19 protein-coding genes and 1 tRNA gene are annotated in these 25,718 nt (G+C 64.5%); 16 read left to right on the forward strand and 4 right to left on the reverse strand.

What is annotated here, in order from left to right:
- Positions 1–89: 89 nt before the first annotated feature.
- Positions 90–395: a hypothetical protein gene (locus tag IVA81_RS07590; protein WP_247314311.1), complete on the forward strand. Its 306-nt coding sequence runs from the start codon at positions 90–92 to the stop codon at positions 393–395.
- A 181-nt stretch (positions 396–576) separates the two neighbouring features.
- On the opposite strand, the gene IVA81_RS07595 is transcribed toward IVA81_RS07590, so the two are convergent.
- Both IVA81_RS07595 and IVA81_RS07600 read right to left on the reverse strand, forming a co-directional pair.
- Entirely contained in the window at positions 577–1,770 is a 1,194-nt protein-coding gene (locus IVA81_RS07595) for a PHB depolymerase family esterase (RefSeq protein WP_247314313.1), read from the reverse strand.
- 143 nt (positions 1,771–1,913) lie between these two features.
- Positions 1,914–3,326: an MFS transporter gene (locus IVA81_RS07600; protein ID WP_247314315.1), complete on the reverse strand. Its 1,413-nt coding sequence runs from the start codon at positions 3,324–3,326 to the stop codon at positions 1,914–1,916.
- 212 nt (positions 3,327–3,538) lie between these two features.
- On the opposite strand from IVA81_RS07600, the gene IVA81_RS07605 reads away from it, so the two are divergent.
- A complete protein-coding gene (locus tag IVA81_RS07605; protein WP_247314317.1) occupies positions 3,539–4,774 on the forward strand; it encodes an LLM class flavin-dependent oxidoreductase in 1,236 nt (411 codons plus the stop codon).
- A gap of 134 nt (positions 4,775–4,908) precedes the next feature.
- Positions 4,909–6,288 (forward strand): cytochrome P450, encoded by a 1,380-nt coding sequence (locus IVA81_RS07610; RefSeq protein WP_247314319.1) that lies wholly within the window; start codon positions 4,909–4,911, stop codon positions 6,286–6,288.
- 265 nt (positions 6,289–6,553) lie between these two features.
- Here IVA81_RS07610 and IVA81_RS07615 read toward each other — a convergent pair whose 3' ends face one another.
- The gene (locus IVA81_RS07615) at positions 6,554–7,393 is read right to left on the reverse strand and encodes a glucose 1-dehydrogenase (RefSeq protein WP_247314321.1); all 840 of its coding nucleotides are present in this window, start codon (positions 7,391–7,393) and stop codon (positions 6,554–6,556) included.
- Between the two features lie 179 nt (positions 7,394–7,572).
- Between IVA81_RS07615 and IVA81_RS07620 the strand changes: the two genes are divergently transcribed.
- The 13 genes from IVA81_RS07620 to IVA81_RS07680 all read left to right on the forward strand — a co-directional run bounded on the left by IVA81_RS07620 (position 7,573) and on the right by IVA81_RS07680 (position 25,417).
- Positions 7,573–8,538, forward strand: a complete 966-nt coding sequence (locus IVA81_RS07620) for a sensor histidine kinase (protein ID WP_246920552.1) — start codon at positions 7,573–7,575, stop codon at positions 8,536–8,538.
- A gap of 220 nt (positions 8,539–8,758) precedes the next feature.
- Complete coding sequence (locus IVA81_RS07625; protein WP_247314323.1) at positions 8,759–10,495, forward strand: EAL domain-containing protein; 1,737 nt, start codon at positions 8,759–8,761, stop codon at positions 10,493–10,495.
- Positions 10,496–10,757: 262 nt separating this feature from the next.
- Positions 10,758–12,194 carry a sigma 54-interacting transcriptional regulator gene (locus IVA81_RS07630; protein ID WP_247314325.1) on the forward strand — a complete coding sequence of 479 codons (1,437 nt, stop codon included), beginning with the start codon at positions 10,758–10,760 and terminating at the stop codon, positions 12,192–12,194.
- A gap of 197 nt (positions 12,195–12,391) precedes the next feature.
- A complete protein-coding gene (locus IVA81_RS07635) occupies positions 12,392–13,702 on the forward strand; it encodes an MFS transporter (protein WP_247314327.1) in 1,311 nt (436 codons plus the stop codon).
- A gap of 109 nt (positions 13,703–13,811) precedes the next feature.
- Positions 13,812–15,833: an acyl CoA:acetate/3-ketoacid CoA transferase gene (locus IVA81_RS07640; protein ID WP_346659375.1), complete on the forward strand. Its 2,022-nt coding sequence runs from the start codon at positions 13,812–13,814 to the stop codon at positions 15,831–15,833.
- Positions 15,834–15,945: 112 nt separating this feature from the next.
- Positions 15,946–17,130, forward strand: coding sequence for a substrate-binding domain-containing protein (locus tag IVA81_RS07645; protein ID WP_247314329.1), 1,185 nt, complete (start codon positions 15,946–15,948; stop codon positions 17,128–17,130).
- Between the two features lie 193 nt (positions 17,131–17,323).
- On the forward strand, positions 17,324–18,097 hold the full coding sequence (locus IVA81_RS07650) for an ABC transporter ATP-binding protein (RefSeq protein ID WP_247314332.1): 774 nt from the start codon (positions 17,324–17,326) through the stop codon (positions 18,095–18,097).
- Positions 18,094–18,816 carry an ABC transporter ATP-binding protein gene (locus IVA81_RS07655; protein ID WP_247314334.1) on the forward strand — a complete coding sequence of 241 codons (723 nt, stop codon included), beginning with the start codon at positions 18,094–18,096 and terminating at the stop codon, positions 18,814–18,816. Before IVA81_RS07650 ends, IVA81_RS07655 begins: the two co-directional genes overlap by 4 nt.
- Positions 18,813–19,823: a branched-chain amino acid ABC transporter permease gene (locus IVA81_RS07660; protein ID WP_247314335.1), complete on the forward strand. Its 1,011-nt coding sequence runs from the start codon at positions 18,813–18,815 to the stop codon at positions 19,821–19,823. The genes IVA81_RS07655 and IVA81_RS07660 overlap by 4 nt, the downstream gene beginning before the upstream one ends.
- The gene (locus tag IVA81_RS07665; RefSeq protein WP_247314337.1) at positions 19,820–20,905 is read left to right on the forward strand and encodes a branched-chain amino acid ABC transporter permease; all 1,086 of its coding nucleotides are present in this window, start codon (positions 19,820–19,822) and stop codon (positions 20,903–20,905) included. The genes IVA81_RS07660 and IVA81_RS07665 overlap by 4 nt, the downstream gene beginning before the upstream one ends.
- Positions 20,906–21,079: 174 nt before the next feature.
- On the forward strand, positions 21,080–24,190 hold the full coding sequence (locus tag IVA81_RS07670; protein ID WP_247314339.1) for an EAL domain-containing protein: 3,111 nt from the start codon (positions 21,080–21,082) through the stop codon (positions 24,188–24,190).
- A gap of 11 nt (positions 24,191–24,201) precedes the next feature.
- Positions 24,202–25,290, forward strand: coding sequence for a diguanylate cyclase (locus tag IVA81_RS07675; RefSeq protein WP_247314341.1), 1,089 nt, complete (start codon positions 24,202–24,204; stop codon positions 25,288–25,290).
- A 50-nt stretch (positions 25,291–25,340) separates the two neighbouring features.
- A tRNA-Arg gene (locus IVA81_RS07680) sits at positions 25,341–25,417 on the forward strand.
- A 27-nt stretch (positions 25,418–25,444) separates the two neighbouring features.
- Here the strand turns inward: IVA81_RS07680 and IVA81_RS07685 are convergent.
- On the reverse strand, positions 25,445–25,654 hold the full coding sequence (locus tag IVA81_RS07685) for a hypothetical protein (protein ID WP_247314343.1): 210 nt from the start codon (positions 25,652–25,654) through the stop codon (positions 25,445–25,447).
- Positions 25,655–25,718: the final 64 nt, after the last annotated feature.

Here is a 25,718-nt window from a genome sequence, read left to right on the forward strand (position 1 = left end):
AAAAAGTCCATACTATCAATTTTGTCCATACTTGCAGGATCGTCCGCAAGCCGCAGATGATGACGCACATGTCGAACAGGGAGCGTCACATGAAACACTTCATGATCAGATACGACTTCAAGAACGGGACGACGGAAGCCTGGCACCAGGAGATCGGCCGCTTCGTCAGGGCGATCGACGGCGATCCCGGGCTCAAGGGGCGGATCGGCTATCGCGTGCTGAAGGCCCGCGACGGCGGCAGCTATTTCCACCTCGCCAGCGTCAGCGACGATGCCGCTCAAAAGACGCTGCAATCGCGCGAGTTCTTCAGGGCTTATCAGGAGATGACGCGAAAGGTCGCCGGCGGCGAGGTGACGGTGACGCCGATCGAATGGATCGATGCGACTGTCGGCTAGAGATTGGATTTGGCTGCCGCGGGCTCCTTCACCTCTCCCGCTTGCGGGAGAGGTCGGTGCGAAGCGCCGGGTGAGGGCTTTTTCCTCTGGGGGAGTCTTCGTTGTTGAGAAACCCTCTCCCCAACCCTCCCCCGCAAGCGGGGGAGGGAGCGCACCGCCGCCGTGGTAGATGCTGCCGGGCTTACTTCATCAGTCCCGCCGCGGTCAGCGCGCGCGTGATGATCTGGCCGAGATCGAAGCCGCGGGCCTCCTCGCGCTTCGGCTCTGCCGGCTGCTGGGCGACCGCCGCGCGGATCGAGCGGGCGAGATGCGGCGCGGGCGAAAGCGCCGGCTTTGTTGCAGGCTTGGTTGCGGCCTTGGTTACGGTCTTGGCTTCCGCCTTCGCAGCGTCTGCGATCCAGTCGGTGAGGCCGAAGAACTTTGCGATGTGATAGGACGAGGAGATCCCGGCCTCGATCAGGAAGGCGCCTTCGACGCCATAGCGCTGATCATTGTCGGCGAGCCCGAGCGGCGTGCCGTGCGCCATGTCGGTGATGGCGTAGGACTCGACCAGCGTCTCGCCGTCCTTGTTCCACCAGGCCTGGCGCGGATAGCCGTCGACATTGGTCTCCGCCATCGGCGCTTCCGGCAGATCGTGCAGATCGAGCCACTGCTTGACGATCTCGTTGGCGTTGCCGGGATTGACGGTGCGGTCGGCGCTGCCGTGCCACACCGAGATTTTCGGCCAGGGACCGCGATAGTCAGAGGCATTGCGCACGAGATCGCCGAGTTCGCGCGCCGGGCGCACCGGGGAATGGAACATGCCGTCCAGCGCTTCGCGCAGGTTCGAGGCGATGCCATAGGGCAGTCCGGCAATGACCGCGCCGGCCGCGAAGACTTCCGGGTAAGTCGCGAGCAGCACAGAGGTCATGCCACCGCCGGCGGACAGACCGGTGATGAAGACGCGCTTGTGATCGATGCGATGCGCCTCGACCATGTGCGCGATCATCTCGCGGACCGAATGCGCCTCGCCGCTGCCCCGCGCCGTATCTTCCGGATTGAACCAGTTGAAGCAGGTGTTGCCGTTGTTGATGCGCTGCTGCTCCGGCATCAAGAGCGCGAAGCCATAGTGCTTCGCGAGCGTCGACCAGCCCGCGCCGAGATCGTAGCCAGCTGCCGTCTGCCCGCAGCCATGCAGCACGACGACCAGCGCGCGCGGCTTCTGCAGCTGCGTCGGCACGAACGCGAACATGCGCAAGGCGCCGGGATTGTCGCCGAAGCCCGTGACCTCTTCCAATGGACTGGACGCATCAGCGCTACGGCCGAGCTCGGCAAAGCGCAGACCGTCCAGCCTGGGCAGACGTCTCAACAAATCGACATTTTTGGCTAACGACACGGCAAATTCCTGGTGGGGCGACGTTCAACGTCCAGCCAAACCAGATAGTTGCTGCATTGCAAAATAAAAAGACCGTGCGCTGTCAATCCTACGAAATCGTAGGGATTTCCCTGGGAATCCGATAGGCATTAACCACAAATGCCTCAACTTCGTGCAGAGGCGCGGCGCATCCACGCCAGGAATGCGGCGCAGACCATGATTAATGTCACAAACAGTGCAAGCGAAACGAGAAATCCTGCGCGCGCTGATTGCAAGGCTTCGACGGCGAAGAACACCGCGCCGATTGCGGCCACTCCGGCCGCATTTCCGATCTGCGCAATGGTGCCGTACATCCCGGAGGCCGAACCTGCGGCGGCAGGCTTCACGCTTGACAGCACGGCGCCGGAGAGTGGCGCCATCACCAATCCCTGACCGTAACCGAAGATGATCATGGTGAGCGCGAGCAGGAGCGGCGACGGCGCATCGACAGAAGACGCGACGAGCGCCAGCACAGCAAGACCCGTGATCTGTAGCGCGCAGCCTTCGATCAAGACCTTGGTGCCGCGATGGCGCGCCCGCGCGCCGCTGTGACGTGACGCCACGACGAAAGCGAGTGCAAGCGGAATGAAGGCCATGCCGGCCGAGAGCGGAGGGATTTCGAGCCCACGCTGCATGAAAAGCGTCATGACGAGGTAGAAGGAGAGATTGGCGAAGAAGAAAAAGAAGGCGGCGCCAAGCCCGCGCAGGAAAGCGGCGTCCGCCAGCAGCGTCAGGTCGATCAGCGGCATTCCGCCGGCGCGCGCGACGGTATGCTCCAGCTTCAGGAACGCGGCCAGGATGACGCCGCCGGCTGCCATCACGGCCCACAGCCAGGGTGCCCAGCCGACATCGTGACCGAACAGCAGCGGGCCGATCAGGCAGAGCAACCCCGCGAACAGAACCATGCTGCCTTTGATGTCGAGTCTTGTACCTGATCGCCGCGGCACCGACGGCATGATGCGCCAGGCGGCCGTCGCAATGACGAGGCCGCAAGGCACGTTGATGAAGAACACCGAACGCCAGCTGGTGCCGGCAAGATCAATCGTGATCAGCAGACCGCCGAGCAGAAAGCCCGCGGCGCCCGCCAGCCCGAGCACGATGCCGTAGATGGCGAACGCGCGGCTGCGCGATTCGTCGGTGAACAACAGATGCAGCGTCGCCAGCACCTGGGGCACCATCAGCGCGGCGGTCGCGCCCTGCGCCAGCCGAGCGATGATCAGCTCCACGCCCGATTGCGCGAGGCCGCACCACAGCGACGTCAGGGTGAAGCCGAGCACACCGGCCAGGAACACGTTTCTGGTGCCGTGGATGTCACCGAGCCGGCCGCCGGTGACGACCAGTGTGGCGTAAGCAATCAGATAGATCGCGATCACGGACTCGATCTGCGCCGGCGTCGCCTGCAGCTCGACCGCGATGGTAGGGATGGCGACGTTGACCACGAAGGCATCGACGCCGAACATGAACTGCGCGGCGACGACGATCGCCAGCACCCACCAGCGGCGGGAGGAATCGATTTGTCGTGTGACGATCTGATGCATCGGTGCATGGCTCTGGATTGTCGTTGCCCGATGATTTCAGACCGGGCGCGGTGTCGCGATTACCTCGCAGGTAGGCCGCAGGCGGGGAGAGGGAGAAAGTGCGCGCATGCCTGCATTCCGCAGCGCGGGACACCGCGCGATTGCGTTCGTGCCATCCGGCACGTAGCCTCACCGTCTCAACGAACAGAAAATCAAAAGCCGGAGAGAACGCCATGGCGCGCCTGAAGTTCGGAGCCTTTCTTGCCCCGCATCACCCGATCGGGGAGCATCCGATGCTCCAGTTCCGGCGCGATCTCGACCTGGTCGAGCAGCTCGACGCGCTCGGTTATGACGAGTTCTGGTGCGGCGAGCATCATTCCTCCGGCTGGGAGATGATTGCCTCGCCCGAGATGTTCCTGGCCGCCGCCGGCGAGCGCACCAAGCGGATCAAGCTCGGCACCGGCGTCGTGTCGCTGCCCTATCATCATCCCTACAACGTCGCCCAGCGCATGGTGCAACTCGACCACATGACCGGCGGACGCGCCATCTTCGGCTCCGGCCCCGGCGCGCTCGCCTCCGACGCGCACACGCTCGGCATCGACCCGATGACGCAGCGCGACCGTCAGGACGAGGCGATCGGCGTCATCCGCCGGCTCTTCAACGGCGAGCGCGTCACCGCCAAGAGTGATTGGTTCACCATGAACGACGCCGCGCTGCAGATCCTGCCGCTGCAGGAGGAGATGCCGTTCGTCGTCGCCTCGCAGATCTCGCCCTCCGGCATGACGCTCGCCGGCAAATACGGCATCGGCATCATCTCGCTGGGCTCGATGACGACGCAGGGGCTGATGTCACTGCAGCAGCAATGGCAGTTCGCCGAGGATGCCGCCAGGAAGCACGGCACCACGGTGAGCCGCGCCGACTGGCGCGTGCTGCTGACCTTTCACATCGCCGAGACCCGCGAGCAGGCGCGCCGGGAAGCCGGCGCCGGGCTGATGCGCTGGCACAACGAGTACAATGTCGGGACGTTGCAGCGGCCGGGCCTCACCGCGTTCTCCTCGCCTGATGAAGCCGTGGACAAGACTGCTTTCGTCGAGGGCGCGGCATCCACCATCGGCACGCCCGACGATCTCGTCAAAACCATCAAGAACGTGATGCAGGTCTCCGGCGGCGTCGGCGCCATCATCGGTTTCGTGCACGACTGGGCCAATCCGGAAAATACGCGCCGGAGCTGGGACATGGTGGCGCGCTACGTCGTGCCCGAGATCAACGGCTACATCGATTCCTTACGGAAGTCGCAGAAGTTCGTGATCGAGAACCGCGCGATCTTCGAGCGCGCAGGCCAGGCGGTGATGGCCAAGATCATGGAGAACGAGAAGGCCGCCGAGGCGCTGAAGGTGACCGGCGCCGGCCGCGTCGCCATTCCCGCCGTCAACGCCCCAGATCTGCAGAAGGAAGCGGCGAAGCGGTAGGCGAGCGCCTGTGGCAACGTTTACAGGCGAAACAGAGGCAGCCTGTGCTATGCTGATCTCGTCGGCATAGCGCGGGCCGCAATAATGCCGCTGTCGCGCGATCTCTGTTCGGCCTGCCAACCGGAGCAATCCTCATGTCGATGCAGAACGTGGCCGCAACGGCGCCCGACTTCACCGCGCCCAAACGCAACGCCCTGACGCACATTCCCGGCGACGAGGGCTGGCCGATCATCGGCAAGACGTTCCAGGTGCTGGCCGATCCCAAGGGCCATATCGAGGCGAACGGCGTCAAATACGGGCCGGTCTACCGCACCCATGTTTTCGGCGAGACCAATGTCGTGCTGCTCGGACCCGAGGCCAACGAGCTCGTGATGTTCGACCAGCAAAAGCTGTTCTCGTCGACCCACGGCTGGAACAAGGTGCTCGGCCTGTTGTTTCCGCGTGGGTTGATGCTGCTCGATTTCGACGAGCACCGGCTGCACCGCAAGGCTCTGTCGGTCGCGTTCAAGTCCGGGCCGATGAAGTCCTATCTCAGCGATCTCGACCGCGGCATCTCCGCGCGGGTCGCGCAGTGGAGGGCCAAGCCCGGCGAGATGCAGCTCTACCCGGCGATGAAGCAGCTCACGCTCGATCTCGCTGCAGCCTCGTTCCTCGGCGCTGATATCGGGCCGGAGGTCGACGAGATCAACCGCGCCTTCGTCGACATGGTCGCGGCTGCCGTCGCCCCGATCCGCCGCCCCCTGCCCGGCACCCAGATGGCGGCCGGCGTACGGGGGCGCAAGCGTATCGTGGCCTATTTCCGCGAGCAGATCCCGCTGCGACGCGGCAATCACGGCGGCGATGATCTGTTCTCGCAGCTCTGCCGCGCCACCCATGAGGATGGCGCGCTGCTGTCCGAGCAGGACATCATCGACCACATGAGCTTCCTGATGATGGCGGCGCACGACACGCTGACCTCGTCGCTAACCTCCTTCATCGGCGAGCTCGCCGCCAATCCGGACTGGCAGGACAAGCTGCGCGCGGAAGTTCTCGCGCTTGGGCTCGCGGCGGATGCGCCGAGCAGCTTCGACGATCTCGAAAAGATGCCGCTGTCCGAGATGGCATTCAAGGAAGCGCTGCGGATCAAGCCACCGGTGCCCTCGATGCCGCGCCGCGCCATGCGCGATTTCACCTTCAAGGGCTTTATGATTCCCGCCGGCACGGCGGTCGGCGTCAATCCGCTCTATACGCATCACATGAAGGACATCTGGCCGGAGCCGGATCGCTTCGATCCGCTGCGCTTCACCGAAGAGGCCCAGCGCAATCGCCACCGCTTCGCATGGGTCCCGTTCGGCGGCGGCGCGCATATGTGCCTCGGCCTGCACTTCGCCTACATGCAGGCGAAATGCTTCGCGCGGCACTTCCTGCAGAACATCGAGGTGTCGCTCGAGCCCGGCTACAAGCCGGACTGGCAGATGTGGCCGATCCCGAAGCCGCGGGACGGGCTGAAGGTCAGGGTGAAGGCGGTTGAATGACCGTGTCCCGGACGCGCGAAGCGCGAGCCGGGACCCAGAATCTCGCGCCACTTTTATTTGGAGAGATGGGCCCCGGCTCTGCGGAGCGGCACTTCGCGCCGCACCGCGTCCGGGGCACGGGACCTCACTCAGATCGTAGGTCTCGTAGGGTGGGCAAAGGCGCGAAGCGCCGTGCCCACCAATCACAATGGATCATGCGGATGGAGGTGGGCACGGCGCGCAAAGAGCGGCCTTTGCCCACCCTACGGCACCGTTCCCTGAGCAACTACGCCCCCTGATCGAACGCCTTGCGCAAGGCCACATAGCCCTGCTGCTGCTGGCTCCAGTTGCGGCCGCCGGTCATGGCGCCGTCGACGACGAGGTCGTGGCCGTTGATGAAGCTGGATTCGTCGCTGGCCAGGAACACCGCGGCATGGGCGATGTCGTCGGGAAGGCCGGCACGCGGGATCGGCTGCGCGGACTTGTAGACCTCGCGCATCACCGCCGGCGTCTTCTCCGCGGCGTCGGTCGAGAGCCCGAGCGCCTTGCCGAAAATGCCGGTCGCGATCGCGCCGGGCGAGATCGCGTTGACGCGCACATTGGACTCGCCGAGCTCCATCGCCACGCATTTGGTGAGATGAATCACCGCCGCCTTGGCCGCGCTATAGACCATCGAGGACGAGAACCCGGCGAGACGTCCGGCGATGCTGCCATTGTTGATGATGCTGCCGCTTCCCTGCTTCTTCATGTAGGGCGCGGCGTGCTTCATGCCGAGCATGACGCTGCGCACCAGCGTTGCCATCGCCGCATCGAAGCGCTCGACCTCGAGGCCCTCGATGCCGCCGGTCTGCGCCGGTCCGCCAGCATTGTTGAACAGGCAGTCGATCCGGCCGAACCTGTCCACGGCCAGCGCGATCAGGGCCTGCATCTGGGCTTCGACCGTCACGTCGGTCTGGCGGAAGATGCAGTCGGCCCCGAGCTGCTTCGCCAGCGCCTCGCCCTCCGGTAGGCGGCGCCCCGCGATCACAATTTTGGCACCTTCGGCAACGAAGACTTCCGCAGTGCGCAATCCGATCCCGCTCGTCGCTCCCGTGATCACCGCAACCTTGCCGTCCAGCCTGCCCATGGAATGTTCCTGTTTTCGAACGATTTGATGCCAAATGGCGAACATCGGCCGCTGCCATCGCCGCGGCGGACACTATCCCTGCCTGCCTCCGCCAAGGCAAGCTATGCTTGTGCGGGCGGGATGCGTAACATCCTCATGGACCGATCGATTTTCGAACGCATATCGCAACTGGGCTGCGCATGGGGAAGCTGATCGACGAATTCCGTAGGGGCTGGCAGGGTGCGGCGCCGCCATCGCTCGGTCTGAGCATTGCGTTTGCGGTGGCCTGCCTGCTGGTTGCGACGCTGGCGCGCTGGGCTCTCGCGCATGTGCGGCCCGACGTCTACTTCACCCCCTACTTTCCGGCCGTGTTCTTTGCGGCCGCGTTCGGAGGCTTCCGGATCGGAATCGTGACTGCGCTCTTCGGCGGCGTGCTCGGCGTCGTCGTGAATTTCAGCGATGCCTTGGCCGATCACGCACGGTTTGCCCTGCTGGCACTTTATTGGGCGGTCTGTGCGCTCACCATCTGGGGCGTCGAGCACTATCGCACCATGCTGGCGGAGCAGCGCCGGATCTCCAGGCGGCTGATCGAGGAAGAAGATTATCGCAAGCTGCTGGTCGACGAGCTCCAGCACCGGCTGAAGAACAAGCTGTCGACGGTGCATGCCGTGCTGCACCAGGTGCTGCATGACCAGCCGCTGGTCTGGGCCCGGGTCGATCCGCGGCTGCGCTCGCTGGCCGCGACCGACGATTTGATCTCGCGGATCGACAAGGCCGGCTGCGACATCCGCGATCTCCTGATCTCGGAGCTCGGCCCTTACGGCCATGTCCGCTTCACGCTCAACGGCGAGCGACTGTTCCTGCCGCCGAAGCTCGCCGTCACGCTGTCATTGATGTTTCACGAGCTTGCTACCAATGCAGGCAAATATGGTGCGTTCTCCTCGCCCCGTGGTCTGTTGCAGGTGTCGTGGACCGTCAGCGACGACCGCCTGACCATCACCTGGGACGAAACCGAGGGGCCGAGCGTCGACAAGGTGTCCGAGCCGGGCTTCGGCACCAAGCTGTTGAAATCGGCACTGTCGGCCTTCGATGGCAAATCCGAGATCTCTTACTTGAAGACCGGGCTGCATTGCATCATGCAGTGCCGAATCCCGCGAAGCGAATAGCATCGTTCGCCACGTGAAAGCGCACCCGCGGCCCTCGCCCGCGGTTTCGCATGCGCCGTTGACCCTCTGTTAATGACGATCGTCAGCGCGCGTCGCAACGTCGCAAGTTTTCTCCAAAACACCCCCGTATTTCTTCGGACCCCTTAACCAAACTTAAGAGGGAACCACGCAAGATCGCGTCCATTGCAAAGGCGCCGAAACAACAAGATTCATGACTTCTATGAACGACAACAAATACTCCGGCGCGAATGAAGCCGAGCTCGGTTTTCTCAAGGAAATCGTTAGAATGCTGCCGGCCGGCCTGACTGTGCAGGACGCGCATGGCGAGCTTCTGCTGGTTAACGATGCCGCGGCCGCGCAGCTCGGCATGGACGGCAGCCGACCCTCACCCGATCTGGCGCCGCGCCGCGAAGCCTGCCGCAAGGCTCTGAGCGCTGGCCAGCCTGTCGTCACCGAAGAGGCGCTTCACGGCGGCGCCGCGCGCCAGGTCCTGCTCACGACCCATCGTCCCGTTCGCCTTGCCGGACGCGAGCTCCTGATCTCGGCGTCTTCCGACATCACCGAGCAGAAGAATTTCGAGGACCAGCTGTTCCGCTCGGCCTATTTCGACGAGTTGACCGGACTGCCCTCGCGGCGCGTGATCGAACATCGCGCCAATAATCTGCTTGCGGCCGATGGCGGCGGCGAGCGCTTCGCGCTGGCCTTCCTCGACGTCGACAATTTCAAGCACATCAACGACTATTATGGCCATGCCGTCGGCGATGCGCTGCTGGTCGAGCTGTCGAAGCGGCTCGGTCGCGACTTGCGTGATTCCGACATGCTGTCGCGCATTTCCGGCGACGAATTCCTGCTGCTGCTGTCGCCGATCCAGAGCCAAGAGGAGGTCGCCGAATTCATGCAGTCGACGCTGGAGCGGCTGACCGCGCCGTTCTTCATCGACCATTCGGAAGTCTTCGCCTCCACCTCGGTCGGCATCAGCCTCTATCCCGACCACGGCAGCAGTTTCGAGACGCTGCGCCAGAACGCCGACATCGCGATGTACCGCATCAAGAACAACGGCAAGGGACTGGCCGCCTTCTTCGACGCCAGCATGGAGCGCGAGGCGCAGGCGCGGATGAAGGTCGAGCAGTCGCTACGGCTCGCCATCCTGGAAAAGCGTTTCTGCTGCGCCTTTCAGTCCAAGGTCGACATCCGCACACAGGCCGTGAAAGGCATCGAGGCGCTGGTACGGCTGCGCGACGACGAAGGCGTGATCCAGGCGCCCGGCTCGTTCATCAATCTCGCCGGCGAGCTCGGCCTGATCGATGAGCTGACTCACCTCGTGCTCGCCGAGATCGTCAAGTCGATCGACCTGATCAACGAGACGTTCGGCGCGGAAGCGACCATCAGCATCAACATCGCCGCCAAGCAGGCCGGCAATCCCGAATTCATGCGCAGCTTTGCGCAGGCGCTGGACGACACCGGCTTTCCCAACCGCTTCATGATCGAGCTGACGGAAGATGCCTTCGTCGCCAAGAATCATTTCCAGGACGAGATCCTGCCGACGTTCCGCAAGCTGGGTGTCGGCATCTCGATCGACGATTTCGGCACCGGCTATTCCTCGCTCTCGGCGCTGGCCGACATCACCGCCGACGAGATCAAGATCGACCGCTCCTTCATCACCGACATTCATAAGCGCCCGCGCAGCCAGGGCATCCTGCGCGCGATCGAATCCTTGAGCGAAGCGCTCGGCATGACCGTGATTGCCGAAGGTCTCGAATCCTATGAGGAACTCGCCTATCTCCAGGCCGCAACCAAGATCCGCTACGCGCAGGGCTATTACTTCTCCCGGCCGATCTTTTTGGAGGAGCTGAAGCTCGCCACACCCGCCTCCAGCGAGGCCCGGGCCAGCGTCGCGAGCCGCCCGATGCAGCAGAACCGGCAAGGCTATTCGCGGGCGAGCGGGTATCGGCGGTAGGGGGCACTCTGAAAACCGCGCTGCGCTTGTCCAAGACAATTCCGTCATCCTGAGGTGCGAGACACACGATGCGAAGCATCGTGGGTCGAGCCTCGAAGGATGAACGGCCGAGATGCAGCCGGGCCGTCGCCCTTCGAGGGCCGCTGAAGAAGCGGCCACCTCAGGGTGACGGGGATAGATCGCGAGTGGCTCAGCCCCAATTCCCCCTTTGAAAATACGACCCTTTTGGTAATAAGCAGGCGGACTTCCCTTGGGGTACGTCATGCCCGCCTCCTCGATCAGCGATCCTGCCTATCTCCGCGCACGCGCGATGGAGACGCTGTTCGAGCGGCTGGAGAAGCTCTGCGAGGGCGCGATCGCGATCGACCGCGGCGGACGGGTCGTCTACGTCAACGAAAAATATCTCGCCGCGCTCGGCCTCAAGCGCATCAGCGAGGCAATCGGCCGGCCAATCGAGGAGGTCATCCCTAACAGCCTGATGCGCAAGGTGGCCGAGACCGGCGAGCCGATCCTGCTCGACATCATGGAGCTCGGCGGCGAGCAGCTCGTCGTCACCCGCATGCCGATCGAGGACGAGAGCGGGACGGTGATCGGCGCGATCGGCTTCGTGCTCTATGACCACCTCGAAAGCCTCAAACCCCTGCTCGCCCGCGTCGCCCAGCTCGAGAGCGATCTGCGGCTGGCACGGCGGCAATTGTCCAACGCCCGCGCGGCGCGCTTCACTTTCGCCGATTACGTCGGCACCACGCCGGCAATTGCCCAGGCCAAGGCGCTGGCAAGCCGCGCCGCGCGGCAGAGCGTCACGGTGCTCCTCACCGGCGAGACCGGAACGGGCAAGGAGATGCTGGCGCAGGCGATTCACAATGCGTCCACCCGCGCAGAGAAGCCGTTCGTCAGCGTCAACGTCGCTGCTATCCCCGACACGCTGATCGAGTCGGAGTTTTTCGGCACCGCGCCGGGCGCCTATACCGGCGCCGACCGACGGGGACGCGAGGGCAAATTCCGCATCGCCGACGGCGGCACGCTCTTCCTCGACGAGATCGGCGAGATGCCACTGCAATTGCAGGCCAAGCTGCTGCGCGTGCTGCAGGAGCGCGAGATCGAGCCGCTCGGCTCGGACAAGATCTCCAAGGTCGACGTTCGCGTGGTCGCGGCGACCAATGTGGATTTGCGCAAGCGCGTCAGCGACGGCGCGTTCCGACCCGATCTCTATTATCGGCTGAACGTGCTGTCGATCGACCTGCCGCCGCTTCGGCAGTGCCTCGAGGATCTTCCTGACATCTGCGCCCGGCTGCTCGAGGACATCAGCGCCTCCGGCGATTACGTCAAGGCGAAGATCACGCCGAGCGCGCTTTCCGCGCTCGCGCGCTATGACTGGCCGGGCAACGTTCGCGAGCTCCGCAACATCCTGGAGCGGGCGCTGATTCTCAGCGATTCCGGCCGGCTGACCGGCGAGGATGTCGCGCGCATCCTTCCCGTCGGCACCGAGATCAAGCCGGCCGCACCTGAGCGCGCGGCCGGAATAGTCGTGCCCTATGCCGAGGCCGAGGCCGAATTCGAGAAGCACACGCTCGAACAGGCACTCGCCGCCAGCAACGGCCAAATCTCCGAGGCCGCCAGGATGCTGCGGATCTCGCGCGCGACCTTCTACAAGAAGCTCGCCAAGTTCGGCCTCGCCTCGGGACCGGCCTCTGTCTGAGTTTCGAGACACCGGACTGTCCGGAGTCTCGGATTCCTGACACGGCGTCTTTCCGCTCTTTCCCGGCGCCGACTTCAGAAATTGCCGTGTTTTCAGCCATTTTGCGCAAACCCTCCGCATCTGGCGCGGACCTTGCTCTTCGCTTTGCACAATGACGCATGCTGCACATGCGCATTCGCAAACAGGGAGGACGCCAGATGAGTGAAGCGATCACGGTTCATCAGCTTCAGGCCAAGCAGCCGTCGCACGTCACGGTCGCCACCGCGAGCCTGATCGGCACGGCCATCGAGTGGTACGACTTCTTCCTCTACGGCACGGCCGCGGCGCTGATCTTCAACAAGCTGTTCTTTCCGACGTTCGACCCCATGATGGGAACGCTGTTGGCGTTCGCGACCTACGCGCTCGGCTTCATCGCGCGCCCGCTCGGCGGCGTCGTGTTCGGTCATTACGGCGACAAGATCGGCCGCAAGACCATGCTGTATCTGACGCTGCTGATCATGGGCGTGGCGACAGCGGCGATCGGATTCCTGCCGACCTACGAGACTGCCGGCATCTGGGCCGCCGTCCTGCTCGTCACCTGCCGCCTGATCCAGGGCTTTGGCCTCGGCGGCGAATGGGGCGGCGCGGTGTTGATGGCAGTCGAGCACGCACCCGCGGACAAGAAGGGATTCTACGGCAGCTGGCCGCAGCTCGGGGCACCGCTCGGCCTTGTGCTCGGCACGCTGGTATTCTCGGTGGTGTCGGCGATGCTGACCGATGCGCAGCTCCTTGCGTGGGGCTGGCGCATCCCGTTCCTGTTCTCGATCGCGCTGGTGCTGGTCGGCCTGTGGATCCGCTTCACCATCGCGGAATCCCCGGAGTTCCAGAAGGTCAAGGACACCAAGCAGGAAGTGAAGATGCCGATCCTCGAGGCCATCAGGATGTATCCCAAGAACATCCTGCTCGCGATGGGCGCGCGCTTCGCCGAAAACGGCTTCTTCTACATCTACGCGACCTTCGTGCTCGCTTATGCCACGCAATCGCTCGGCATGAACAAGCAGGACATGCTCAACGGCGTGCTGATCGGCGCCGCGATCGAGACCTTCACCATTCCGGCCTTCGGCGCGCTCTCCGACCGCGTCGGGCGGCGGCCGGTCTACATCTTCGGCGCGGTGTTCTCGGCGTTGATGTCGTTCCCGCTGTTCATGCTGCTGGCGACCAAGAACCCGCAATATGCCTGGATCGCGATCGTGCTCGGCCTCGCCATCGGCCACGCCGCGATGTACGGTCCTCAGGCGAGCTTCCTGTCGGAGCTGTTCGGCACCAAGGTGCGCTATAGCGGCGTCTCGCTCGGCTACAACCTCGCCTCGATCTTCGCCGGCGCGCTGTCGCCGCTGATCGCGACGGGATTGATGACGGCCTACGCGCCGGCGACCTGGCCGATCTCGCTCTACATGATCGCGCTGGCGCTCATCACCATCGTGTCGGTCTATTTCGCCACGGAAACACGCAAGATAGTTCAGGGCTGAATGTCCTGATCATATTGTCCAGCGCGGGGAGCAGCTGTTCCGGGGCTGCTTCTCGCGATAGGATCAATGCACAACAACGGCATAGGTCGAAGGGATCGGGAGGCACGCCGTGAGCCATCATCCAGCTCTGCCCTATTTGCGCAATTCCGAGAAAGGCAAGGTCGTCACCGCGGCCGAAGCCGTCATGCTGATCCGTGACGGCGACACGGTGGCGACCGGCGGCTTCGTCGGCATCGGCTTTGCCGAGGAGATCGCGATCGCGCTGGAGGAGCTTTATCTCTCCAATGAGGGCGATGCGCCCTATACGCAGGGCAAGCCGCGCAACCTGACGCTGGTCTATGCGGCGGGTCAGGGCGACGGCAAGCAGCGCGGCCTCAATCATTTCGCGCATGAAGGCCTGGTCCGGCGCGTGATCGGGGGACATTGGGGGCTTGCGCCGAAATTGCAGCAGCTCGCGATCGCGAACCAGATCGAGGCCTATAATCTGCCGCAGGGCGTCATCACGCATCTGTTCCGCGACATCGCCGCGCACCGGCCCGGCCATGTCACCCGCGTCGGCATCGGCACCTTCGTCGACCCCCGTCAGGGCGGCGGCAAGCTGAACGCACGCACCACCGAGGACATGGTGGAGCTGATCAAGATCGGCGGCGAAGACTGCCTGCTCTACAAGACGTTTCCGATTCAAGTCGGGATCATCCGCGCCACCACAGGCGATCCCGACGGCAACCTCACCATGGAGAAGGAGGCGCTGACGCTGGAGGCGCTCGCCATCGCCATGGCGGCGCATAATTCCGGCGGCATCGTCATCGCCCAGGTCGAACGCGTGGCCGAGGCCGGCAGCCTCAATCCGCGCCAGGTCAAGATTCCCGGCATCCTCGTCGACTGCGTCGTCGTGGCCAAGCCCGAGAACCACTGGCAGACCTTCGGCACGCAATACAATCCGGCTTTCTCGAGTGAGATCCGCGTCCGTGCCGCCTCGCTGCCGGTGATGCCGGTCAGCGAGCGCAAGATCATCGCCCGGCGCGCCGCCCTCGAGCTGAAGGCTAACAGCGTGGTCAATCTCGGCATCGGCATGCCCGAGGGGATTGCGTCCGTGGCCAATGAGGAGCGGATCATCGACCTGATCACGCTGACGGCGGAGCCCGGCGTGATCGGCGGCATCCCCGCGAGCGGCATCGATTTCGGCGCGGCGATCAACACGCAGGCGGTGATCGACCAGCCCTATCAGTTCGACTTCTACGACGGCGGCGGTCTCGATGCGGCCTTTCTCGGGCTCGCCCAGGTCGATCGTGCCGGCAACCTCAATGTCAGCAAGTTCGGGCCGAAACTCGCAGGTGCCGGCGGCTTCATCAACATCAGCCAGAACGCCAAGGAGGTCATCTTCGTCGGCACCTTCGGCGCGGGCAAGCAGCGCATCGCGGTGAACGAGAGGAAGCTCGTCATCCTCGACGAAGCCAAGTCACGCAAGTTCGTAGGTAGCGTCGAGCACGTCACCTTCAGCGGCCCGTTCGCGGCCGCGCGCAAGCAGCGCACGCTTTACGTCACCGAGCGCTGCGTGTTCGAGCTGCGCTCCGACGGGCTCGAGCTCACCGAAGTCGCGCCCGGCATCGACATCGAGCGCGACATTCTGCGCCTGATGGATTTCAAGCCGCTGATCCCGCGCGATCCCGCCTTGATGGACGCGCGCATCTTCGGCGAAGGACTGATGGATCTGCGCGAGCGCCTGCTCACCATTCCGCTCGACCAGCGCTTCACGCTGGACGAGCAGCAGAACCTGTTTTTCGTCAATCTCGAGCGCTATCCGCTGCGCAGCAAGGCCGAGATCGACACCATCGCTGATATCGTCGAGGCCAGGCTCGCTCCGCTCGGCCGCCGGGTCTACGCCATCGTCAATTATGACAATTTTTCCATCCTGCCGGAACTGATGGACGATTATTCGGCCATGGTGCGCAGTCTCGTCGATCGCTTCTATTCCGGCGTGTCGCGCTACACCACGTCGGGCTTCCTGCGCATCAAGCTCGGCGAAGCCCTGGAGAAGCGCGGCGTCGCGCCGCATATTTTCGAAAGCGCTGATGAGGCGCAGTCGGATCGGCGTCAGGCCGAAGGAGCCGGCAACGCGCGGCTAGCTTAAAAATGATGCATGTTCGAAAGGCCGAGACGCTCGGCCGGAAGGTTCGATTGCAATGTTCGTAACGTTGTGCAAATCGCTGTTACCGAGAAACTTTAAATCAGGAGGGACCATCGTGCGTCGATCACTCATCTTAACAACAACCATCCTCGCGCTCGCCGCGGGTACCTCCGCACGGGCCGACGATCTCAAGGTCGCGCTGATCTACGGCAAGACCGGCCCGCTCGAGGCCTATGCCAAGCAGACCGAAACCGGCCTGAAGATGGGCTTCGAATACGCCACCAAGGGCACGATGACGCTCGACGGTCGCAAGATCGTCATCATCACCAAGGACGACCAGGGCAAGCCGGACCTTTCGAAGGCCGCGCTCGCCGAAGCCTATCAGGACGACAAGGCCGACATCGCGATCGGCACGACCTCGTCGGCCGCCGCGCTCGCCATTCTCCCGGTCGCCGAGGAGAACAAGAAGATCCTGATCGTCGAGCCCGCCGTCGCGGATCAGATTACCGGCGAGAAGTGGAATCGCTACATCTTCCGCACCGGGCGCAACTCCTCGCAGGACGCGATCTCCAACGCCGTCGCGATCGGCAAGCAGGGCGTCACCGTGGCGACGCTGGCGCAGGATTACGCCTTCGGCCGCGACGGCGTCGCCGCCTTCAAGGAGGCGCTCGTCAAGACCGGCGCGACGCTCGCTGCCGAAGAATATGCCCCGACCTCGACCACCGACTTCACCGCGGTCGGCCAGCGCCTGTTCGACGCGCTGAAGGACAAGCCCGGCCGCAAGGTGATCTGGGTGATCTGGGCCGGCGCCGGCAACCCGCTGGCCAAGCTTCAGGACATGGACCCGAAGCGCTACGGCATCGAGCTCTCCACCGGCGGCAACATCCTGCCGGCGCTCGCCGCCTATAAGGGCCTGCCCGGCATGGAAGGCGCGACCTATTATTTCTACGAGATCCCGAAGAACCCGGTGAACGACTGGCTGGTCGCAGAGCACCAGAAGCGCTTCAACGCGCCGCCGGACTTCTTCACCGCGGGCGGTTTTGCCGCCGCGATGTCCGTCGTCGCCGCCGTCACCAAGGCGAAGTCGACCGACACCGAGAAGCTGATAACGGCGATGGAAGGCCTGGAGTTCGACACGCCAAAGGGCAAGATGGTGTTCCGCAAGGAAGACCATCAGGCGCTGCAGAGCATGTATCACTTCAAGGTCAAGGTCGATCCGAACGTCGCCTGGGCCGTGCTCGAGCCGGTGCGCGAGCTGAAGATCGAAGACATGGACGTTCCCGTCCGCAACAAGCGCTGAGTTGCTTACCTCTCCCGCTCTTGTCCGCCGAAGCCTTGGCGAAGGCGGATGCGGGAGAGGCCGGGAGAGGGCTCTCACCTCTTGGGGAGTCTTCGTCGCGGAGACACCCTCTCCCCAACCCTCCCCCGCAAGCGGGGGAGGGGGCGCACCGTGATCGCGGACATAGCTCCATCTCACACTCACCCGACACACAATGACGCTGACCCTCGAAACTCGCGACCTCACCATCCGCTTCGGCGGCCATGTCGCGGTCAACAACGTCACCTGCACGTTCCGTCCGGGCGAGCTCACCGCGATCGTCGGGCCGAACGGCGCCGGCAAGACCACCTATTTCAATTTGATCTCGGGTCAGCTGCGCGCCTCGAACGGCAGTATCCTGTTCGGCGGCACCGACATCACCCAGCACTCCGCGCCGCTGCGCACCCGCGCGGGCCTCGGGCGCGCCTTCCAGCTCACCAATCTCTTTCCGAACCTCACCGTGGAAGAGAACGTCCGCCTCGCGGTGCAGGCCGCCAACGGCACCCATTACGACATGCTGCGGCCCTGGACGATACGCCGCGACCTGATCGCACGCGCGGACGCCATCCTCGATCAGGTCGCGCTCGGCAGCCGCCGCGGCGTCGCCGCGACCGCGCTGTCGCATGGCGATCAGCGCAAGCTCGAAGTCGCGCTGATGATCGCGCTGGAGCCGAAGGTTTTCATGTTCGACGAGCCGACTGCCGGCATGAGCATCGATGAGGTGCCTGTTGTCCTCAACCTGATCGCGCAGCTCAAGCAGGACAGGAGCAAGATCATCCTTCTGGTCGAGCACAAGATGGACGTGGTGCGCTCGCTCGCCGACCGCATCATCGTCCTGCATAACGGCCAGCTTGTTGCGGACGGGCCGCCTGCCGAGGTGATTGCCTCGCCGATCGTGCAGGAAGCCTATCTCGGCGTCGCCCCCAAGAACGCAGAGAGCGTCGCATGACCGACCTGCTCAAGCTCTCCGGCGTGCACACCCATATCGGCCGCTATCACATCCTTCAGGGCATCGACCTCGCGGTCCCGCAGGGGCAGGTCACGATGCTGCTCGGCCGCAACGGCGCCGGCAAGACCACGACGCTACGCACCATCATGGGGCTGTGGCGGGCTTCCAGCGGGGAGATCAGCCTCTCCGGCGATCGCATCGAAAGCCGTACCACGCCCGACATCGCCAGGCTCGGCGTCGGCTACGTGCCGGAGAGCATGGCGGTGTTCTCCGACCTCACGGTGAAGGAGAACCTGGTCCTCGCCGCGCGCGACGGCCCGCTCGACGACACCCAGCTCGACTGGATTTTCGGCTTCTTCCCGGCGCTGCGGCGGTTCTGGCTGTCGCGTGCGGGAAGTCTCTCGGGCGGACAAAAACAGATGCTGTCGATCGCCCGCGCCATCATCGAGCCGCGCAAACTCTTGCTGATCGACGAGCCGACCAAGGGCCTCGCGCCCGCCATCGTGATGGCGCTGATCGAGTGCCTGAGGGAGATCAAGCGCAAGGGCGCCACCATCCTCCTGGTCGAGCAGAACTTCTTTGCCGCCCGCGAGCTCGGCGACAACGTGCTGGTGATGGACAACGGCACCATCGTTCATCGCGGCGAGATGGCGGCGCTCGCCGCCGACGTGCCGCTGCAGGAGCGGCTGCTCGGCCTGAGCCTGGAGGCACATCAGTGACTGAACTTGCCGCAAATGATCCCCTGCCGAAGCCGAAGCGCGACATCGCGCCGATCCTGCTGCCGATCGCGCTCGCGCTCCTCATGATCCCGCTGATTGGATCGACCAGCTCCTGGCTGACGCTGACCGCCGCCAGCCTCGCCATGGGCATGATGATCTTCATCATGGCCTCGGGCCTGACGCTGGTGTTCGGCCTGATGGACGTGCTCAATTTCGGCCACGGCGCCTTCATCGCCGTCGGCGCTTATGTAGCCACGCTGGTGCTGGCGCCGTTCGCGGCCTCCATTCAGGCGGATTCGCTGTGGATGAATCTCGCGGTGCTCGCCCCGGCCGCGCTGCTCTCGATGGCGGTGTCGGGCGCGCTCGGCCTCGTCGTCGAGCGCGTGCTGATCCTGCCGGTCTACGGCCAGCATCTGAAGCAGATCCTGATGACCACCGGCGGCCTGATCGTCGCCGAGCAGACGCTCTATGCGCTGTGGGGGCCGCAGATCATCCCAATGCCGCTGCCGACCTCGCTGCGCGGCTCCTTCATCCTCGGCGACGTCGCGATCGCGAAATACCGCGTGCTGGCGATGCTGATCGGCCTGGCCATCTTCATCGCGATCCAGCTCGTGCTCAATCGCAGCAAGCTTGGCCTCTTGATCCGCGCCGGCGTCGAGAACCGCGAGATGGTCGAGGCGCTCGGCTATCGCATCCGCCGGCTGTTCCTCGGCGTGTTCATGACGGGCTCGGCGCTGGCCGGCCTCGGCGGCGTGATGTGGGCGCTTTATCGCGAGCAGGTGCACGCCTCCATGAGCGACGACCTCACCGTCTTGATTTTCATCGTCGTCATCATCGGCGGGCTCGGGTCGATCGGCGGCTGTTTCATCGGTGCGATCCTCGTGGCCATGGTCGCCAATTACGGCGGCTTCCTGGTGCCGAAACTCGCCCTCGTCTCCAACATCCTGCTGATGGTCGCCATTCTGATGTGGCGCCCACGCGGCCTCTATGCGGTGACCAGCCGATGATGATCCTCTCCGGCGACCCGCCGCGCAGCCGCGTCCTGACGCTCGTTCTCGTCCTCATCATCCTGGCGCTGGCGGCAACGCCGTTCCTGTTCCCGGGCGCCAAGGCGCTGAACGTCGCGGCCAAGATCTGCGTCTTCGCGGCGCTGGTCGCCTCCTACGATCTCCTGCTCGGCTATACCGGCTCGGTGTCGTTCGCCCACACCATGTTCTACGGCATCGGCAGCTACGCGATCGCGATCGCGCTGTACGGGATGGGTCCCAATTGGGCCGCGGTCGCAACCGGCATCGTCGTCGGACTGCCGCTCGCAGCCCTGCTCGCGCTCGCCATCGGGCTCTTTTCGCTGCGCGTCGCCGCGATCTTCTTCGCCATGATCACGCTCGCGGTCGCCTCTGCCTTCCAGGTACTGGCCTCGCAGCTCTCCTGGCTGACCGGCGGTGAGGACGGGCGCAGCTTCCAGCTGCCCGAGCTGCTCCGCCCCGGCACCGTGCTGATCTCAAAAAGCCTGTTCGGCTTCGAGGTCAACGGCCGCATCCTGACCTTCTATCTGGTGTTCGCCGTCTCGGCCCTGATGATCCTCGCTTTGCTGCGCGTCGTGAACTCGCCATTCGGGCGCGTGCTGCAAGCCATCCGCGAGAACCGTTTTCGCGCCGAGGCGCTCGGCTTTCGCACGGTGTTCCACCTGACCTACGCCAATTGCCTCGCCGCGCTGGTCGCCGCCGGCGCCGGCATCTTGAACGCGCTGTGGCTGCGCTATGCCGGTCCCGATACCTCGCTCAGCTTCTCGATCATGCTGGACATCCTGCTGATGGTCGTGATCGGGGGCATGGGCACGATCTACGGCGCGATCATCGGCGCCAGCATCTTCATCCTCGCTCAGAACTATTTGCAGTCGCTGATGGGCGTCGCCTCCACGGCGGCGTCGGAAGCCGGCCTGCCGCTGCTGCCGGGGCTGTTGCATCCCGACCGCTGGCTGCTGTGGCTCGGGCTGCTGTTCATTGCCAGCGTCTATTTCTTTCCGACCGGCGTGGTCGGACGGCTGCGCAATCCCGCCGGCGACAAGAACGGCGGCAGCTCGCATTAAGCCGCGGTTAACGATGCAGCGCAGCGATTGCTGCGCGCGCCACACAACCGCGACGCGATTCCCGCTCCGCGGCATGCGGACCCGGCTGCGCAACTGGATTAATGCTTAGGTAACTGGCTTTCCTAAGGTTTAGGCCATTTGTGCGGTGTATTCGTGTTCCTCCAGGGAGGGGGAATGCGCCAGGTCTTTTCCACGGTGGCAGCCGGAATGTCTCTAGCCGCAAGGAACGGCTGGGAGGTCTTGGCGCGGCGTGGTCCTGTGCTGTGGTTGACCCTGTGCGGCGTGTTGCTGGTCGCGGGCATCTTCGCCGTGACTGCCGTGGCCGTCGGCGAGTTTCGCGAGCGCACCCTGGTCAATCGCGAGCGCGAGCTGGAAAACACGGTGCAGCTGATCGCGCGGCACTTTGATCAACAATTCGAGGACTCTGACGTCGTCGCCGCCGATGTGATCGGGCAGATGAACCTGCCGGAGATCACCTCGCCCGCGATGTTCCGCGAACGCATGTCCAGACCTGCGACGAACCAGATGCTGCGCAGCAAGATCAGCTCGGTGTCCTATCTCGGCGACATCGCGATCTACGATGCCGACGGCGAGCTGATCAACTGGTCGCGGGCCCAGCCGCTGCCCAAGATCAACGTTTCATCCCGGGCCTACTTTCAGACATTCAAGACGAATCCGCAGTCCGAAGCGGTGCTGCTCGAATCCGTCCGCAGCTTCATCATCAACAAATGGACCACGGTCGTCGCACGCCGGTTGAACGGCGCGGACGGCACCTTCCTCGGCGCGATGGTCCGCCGGATAGATCCGGACAGCTACCAGCACTATTTCGCATCTGTCGCGCTCGCCGAGGGGACGGCGATCTCGCTGTTCGATCGCGAGGGCAAGATGCTGGCGCGCTATCCGCACCTCGAAGAAATGATCGGGCGGAGCTTCAAGGATGCGCCGCTGATGCAGAAGGTGCTGAGCAAGGGCGGTCAGCACACGCTTCGCGTCAGGAGCCCGGTCGATGGCGAGGAGCGGCTGGGCTCCGCCGCGTCACTGACGCATTTCCCGCTGGTCATCGTCGCCACCAACACCACGGCAGCCGCGCTTGCAGATTGGCGGCAGCAGACCGGCTTCATGGTCACGACCGCCGCACTTTCGGCTGCCGTCATCGCCCTGATCCTCTATCTGATCATCCGCCAGATCAACCGGCAGAACCGAGAGGCGCAGGAGCGGCTGGAAGCGGAGCGGCTGCGGCTCGACACCGCCCTCAACAACATGACCCAGGGGCTGATCCTGTATGACGCCGCCGGATACATCGTCACCTGCAACCGTCGCTATGCGGAGATGTTCGGTCTCTCCCACGACGTCATCAAGCCCGGCTGCCACATTCGTGAGGCGATGTACCATCGCAAGGAGCGTGGCGCGTTCGACGGCAATGTCGAGGAATTCTGCGCCGACGTCATGAGGATCGTTGCCGAAGGCACGGTCTCCACGAGAATTCATCAACTGGCCAACGGCCGCGCGTTCCAGGTCATCAATACCCCGCTCGCGCAGGGCGGATGGGTCGCCACGATCGAAGACATCACGGAGCGCCGCAACCTGGAGCAGGAGCGGGACCGCAATCACACCTTCCTGCGCGAGATCATCGACCATATCCCCTCGCGGATCACCGTGAAGGACGCCCAAACGCGGCGCTACCTCCTGGCCAACCAGGTCGCCGAGGAGCAACTCGACGAGGCCCATGAGACGATCGTCGGCAGGACGGTGTTCGACCTTTATCCGGCAGAGGACGCCGAGATCATCACCCGGGACGACGACAGACTGCTGCAATCGCCGGACGGGCTGTTCCTGGACGAGCACATCTGGAACACCCCGGCCATCGGGCGGCGCTACATCACCTCCCGGAGAATCGGCATCCGCGACAAATCCGGCGAGCCACGCTACATCATCAACGTCGTCGAGGACGTCACCGAGAGGCGGCGCGCCGACGAGAAGATCGCGCACATGGCGCATTACGATGCGCTGACCGACCTGCCGAACCGCACGCTGTTCCGCGAGCAGATCGAACGAGAGCTGGCGAAGGCCGCCGGCGGCGGACAGTTCGCGCTGCTCTACATCGACGTCGATGAATTCAAGGGCATCAACGATTCGCTTGGCCACCACGTCGGCGACGAGCTGTTGAAGGCGATTGCCGGCCGTCTCCGCGGCTGCCTCAAGCAGGGCGACTTGATCGCGCGGCTGGGCGGCGACGAGTTCGCCGTGATCCAGACCGCAATCCAGTCTCCTGCCGACGTGCTGTCGTTCGTGACCCGCATCTATCAGGCCATCCGGCAGCCCTATCATTGTCTCGGCCATCAGCTCTCCACCGACGCAAGCATCGGCATCGCGCTGGCGCCGCAGGACGGGACCGATCTCGACCAGCTCGTCAAGAACGCCGATCTCGCGATGTACGGCGCCAAGGCCCAAGGGCGTCGCAGCCACCGCTTCTTCGAGCCGGAGATGGATGCGAGCGCCAAGGCGCGCCTGAGCATGGAGCAGGACCTGCGGCAGGCGCTGGTGAACGGCGGTTTCGAGATTCACTATCAGCCGCTGGTCGACCTGCGCACCAACGAGGTCTCGGGCTGCGAGGCGCTGCTGCGCTGGCGGCATCCCGAGCGCGGCATGGTGTCGCCGGCGGAGTTCATTCCGGTCGCCGAGGATACCGGCCTGATCAACGAGCTCGGCGATTGGGTGCTGCGCATGGCCTGCAACGAAGCCGCGACCTGGCCGGCGCATGTGCGCGTCGCGGTCAACGTGTCGCCGGTGCAGCTCAAATGCGACACGCTGGCGCTGCGGATCGCGGGCGCACTCGCCGCCTCCGGGCTGGACCCGCGCCGGCTCGAGCTCGAGATCACCGAGGCCGTGCTGATCCGCGACGACGAGGCTGCGCTCTCGATCCTGCATCAGCTCCGCTCGATCGGCGTGCGCATCGCACTCGACGATTTCGGCACCGGCTACTCCTCGCTCAGCTATCTCAAGCGCTTCCCGTTCGACAAGATCAAGATCGACCGCTGCTTCGTCGCCGACATCGCCGAGGAGAGCGGCGCACCCGTGATCGTGCAGGCGGTGGTGAACATCGCGGCCGCCAGCAGCATGACCACGGTCGCCGAAGGGGTCGAGACCGAGGCGCAGCGCGAGCTGTTGCGCGCGCTCGGCTGCACGCAGATGCAGGGCTATCTGTTCAGCCCGCCGAAGCCGGCCAGCGAGGTGCGGAAATTGTTCGGCTCCGGCAGTGCTGTCCCGGTGGCGGCGGTGGCCTGATGGCGAAGCCAATGAGGTCGTCAAGCAAGTCGCCGGGAAAGACGTCAGGCAAACCGCCGGCTAAGACCGTCGACGTCGCGGATTCCTATGCCGTGCGGCTGATGCAGCACCTGGTGGTGCCGACCTTCGTGATCGACCCGAAGCGCCGCGTCGTGATCTGGAACAGGGCCTGCGAGCGGTTGACCGGTCTCGCCGCCTCGGAGGTGATCGGCACCAGCAAGCACTGGCAGGCCTTCTACAAAACCAAGCGCCCTTGCCTTGCCGACCTCGTCGCGCTCGACCGGCCGGAGCAACTGCCGGAGTTCTATTCGGAATATGCGGCGCGCGGTCATAACGGGCTCGGCTTTTCCGCGGAGAACTGGTGTGTGATGCCGAAGCTCGGCAGCCAGCTCTATCTCGCCATCGACGCCGGTCCCATCCATGACGAGGCCGGCCATCTGATCGCCGTGGTGGAGACGCTGCGCGACCTCACCGACCAGAAGCGCGCCGAGATGGCGCTGAAGGAGCTCGCCACCAAGGACGGCCTGACCGGCCTGTCGAACCGCCGCTCGTTCGACCAGATGCTGATGAGCGAATGGGCCCGCGCCCACCACACCCAGAAGCCGCTGGCGCTGCTGTTCGCCGACGTCGATCATTTCAAGCTGTTCAACGACCAGCACGGCCACCAGACTGGCGACGAGTGCCTGCGCGCGGTCGCCTCCGTCGTCAGCCGGCATGCCGTGCGTCCGCTCGATCTCGCCAGCCGCTACGGCGGCGAGGAGTTCGCGCTGATCCTGCCGGACATGGATTGCGATAGCGCCTGCGTCATCGCCGACGAGATCCGCTGCGCCGTGATGGCCTTAGCGATCGCCCACGGCGCCACGGGCGCCGGCGACCATGTCACCCTCAGCGTCGGCGTCGCCAGCCACATTCCCGGTGAGGCCGATGGCGGTCCCGACCGGCTGCTGGGCGCAGCCGACGAGGCGCTCTACGTGGCCAAACGCCTCGGCCGCAACCGGGTCATCTGCGCCGAAAGGGTGCTGGCCGAGTTCGCCGCCCTCGGCCGGGAGGCCGCAGCGGTTCCGGCGTCTTTTCAGCGTAAATCAGCTCGCGCGCGATAGGCGAGAAGCGGTTGCCCACCCCTCGCCAATCGGCTAAATGAACTCCCAATGCACCCGTAGCTCAGCTGGATAGAGCGTTGCCCTCCGAAGGCAAAGGTCACACGTTCGAATCGTGTCGGGTGCGCCAGCCTTGTCGCCGTTTTCATACCGGCGCCTATGTCAGCATTGCGACAATCGACTGGATCTGATCGGAGGCGGACGTCACCAGGGCGTCATACGACGTGTGGCCGTGCGCGGCGGCTTTCAGGATGCATTCGGCGACGGCTGCTTTCAGGCCGAACACCGACTGATCGGCCGGCACGCTCGCCATGACGGTCTCAAGCGCTTGACGCATGGTGTGAATGAGCTCGGAGCTGTATTGCATGGGCTGTCCTCCGCAGGCTCATATTAGGTCGCCTGACCATGCTTGCCACTCACAAGCCCGGGAG

It is taken from the genome of Bradyrhizobium sp. 141 (assembly GCF_023074055.1).
GTDB lineage: Bacteria > Pseudomonadota > Alphaproteobacteria > Rhizobiales > Xanthobacteraceae > Bradyrhizobium.